The 2134-nt window shown below is 45.8% G+C and carries 2 protein-coding genes; both read left to right on the forward strand.

What is annotated here, in order from left to right; translation table 11 throughout:
• Positions 1–50 precede the first annotated feature (50 nt).
• The gene (locus AC1DUA_RS34960; protein WP_477504114.1) at positions 51–1202 is read left to right on the forward strand and encodes an efflux RND transporter periplasmic adaptor subunit; all 1152 of its coding nucleotides are present in this window, start codon (positions 51–53) and stop codon (positions 1200–1202) included.
• 224 nt (positions 1203–1426) lie between these two features.
• Positions 1427–2134 (forward strand): PrpR N-terminal domain-containing protein (locus tag AC1DUA_RS34965; protein WP_477504115.1); only part of this gene is annotated, 708 nt, incomplete at its 3' end.

Raw genomic sequence — 2134 nt, forward strand, 5'->3', positions numbered from 1 at the left:
GAGTAGCTTCGGGTCGATTGTGAGCAAATGCGGGATCAGGAGGAAACGTTTTGGATTTAGATACGAAAAATAGCAGTCGTAAGACCGGAAAACGCTGGCTTCATCTAGTGACAGTGGTGATGTTGGCTGTGTTCGTGATATCAACCTTGCTGAGCAACACCCTCTATGGCATGACACTTCCGAAGGTGGCAACACAAATTGTTGGACCCGGACAATTAGATCAGACATATAAAGGCAATGCCTATCTAAAGCCAGTTGAAGTAAGAGCAATTTCGGGACAGTCAGGCTGGAATGTCACCAAGGTGTTAGTACATAAAGGGGAAGACATTCATAAAGGGCAGGTACTTGTGCAGTACAACAATGAGGAAGCCCTAACTCAGCTGCATACAGAGCAAACGTCATTAAACAAACTGATGTTGTCCATGGAGAAACTGGAGTACGACTATATGCAAGCGCAGCATAGTGCAGATCAAGGCAACATCCTCGCTGCCAAAGCCGCGGTGGAGAGCGCCAAGCTCGACATCAGCGCCCAGCAGCAGCGAATCAGTGATCTGAACGCTAAGTTCGTAGCGAATCAATCTCTGCTTGCTCCGTTCGACGGGAAGGTTACGGAGATGAATGCCAAAGAAGGCGTGGCGGCGGTTGCAGGCGCACCCGACATCCTGCTCATGAATACACAGCAAGGATACAAAATTAACCTGCTCATTCCTGTTGCTATTGCCGAGAGTCTCGCTTTCGGTGAATCCATCGAGGTTCAAATTCCTGGTCCAAATAGCCGGGCTATTTCAGGGAAAGTAACTAATCTGGCTGGCGCGGATCTCGGGAATGCCGCATTAACTGAGGATAATAGCGGACTTACGGAGAAATCTGTGGAAACAAATCAATTAACGTTGCTGTTGCAAGATCCATCACTTGTTGGGAATGAAAGGGCTGAAGTGACGATTACCAAAGAAGGGAAAGCCGGCGCGATGCTCGTTTCGAAGACGGCATTGCGGAGTGACCCATCGGGTACATTCGTGTATACGGTCGAAGAGAAGAAAGGTCCGCTTGGCAATGCGTTCCATGCTGTGCGAAGAAGCGTGGAAGTGGTGGAATCGAACGAGCAAGCGGCTGCTGTCGAGGGATTGTTTGGACAAGAATCGGTCATTGTTGAAAGCAGCGAACCGCTTCTGGATGGTAGCCGAGTTCGAGTAATCGAATAAGTGGTTATATATTAGAACACATAAGTAAAGTTATGTAAACAAAAAGGTTAGTTTCACAGGATCGACGATCTTGTGAGACTAGCTTTTTATTTTAAATGTTGCATAATCACGTAAACTTCGGAAGAGTTGGCTATAATAAACTGAAATAGCTTATAATCATACATAATTGTTGTAATCTGCAACACTAAAATTTATTGATTTTTAGCAAAGGGGTCTCATCTCGTATGCAAATTAAAGTACTGGCAATCGCCCCATACCCCGGGTTAAAGGGTCTAATTGAGAATATTGCAAAAGATGATGCTCGGATTAAGATCGACATTGAAGTTGCGGATCTTCATAACGCTCTTCCTATTGTGCATGCTGCCAAAGGAAAATATGATGTCATCTTGAGCCGTGGGGGAACATCAACGTTAATTAAAAATCATGTGACAACACCTGTCGTCGACATTCCTGTTTCCGGTTACGACATTTTGAGAGTGCTCACATTGGTGAAAAATTCAAATAGTAAAGTAGCAATCATAGGTTTTCCTAACATTTGCCGTGGTGTCGCGGAGGTATCCAGCCTGCTTGATTATGAAATTCCCATCTATTCAGTAGATCGGGCTGCTGACGTTCCTGAAGCATTGCAAAAAGCTTTCGAGCATGATGCCCAAATCGTTCTTGGGGATGTCGTCACTGTGAATACAGCCGAACAAATGGGCTATAACGGCATTCTAATTACTAGCGGACGGGAGTCTGTGCTCGAAGCTATTGAAGAAGTGAAGAGAATCTACGAGTTCGTCTGGAAAGCCCAGGAAAGCGAACATTTATTTGAGCATATCCTGGAGCATCACCGGACAGGCGTGATGGCTGTCAACGAAAGCGGCGGCATCCTTTATGCCAATGAGGCAGCCGCGTCTTTATTAGGTTATAACAGCTCCGTTATTCGAGGG

The sequence above is a fragment of the Paenibacillus sp. 01T422 genome (assembly GCF_056398785.1).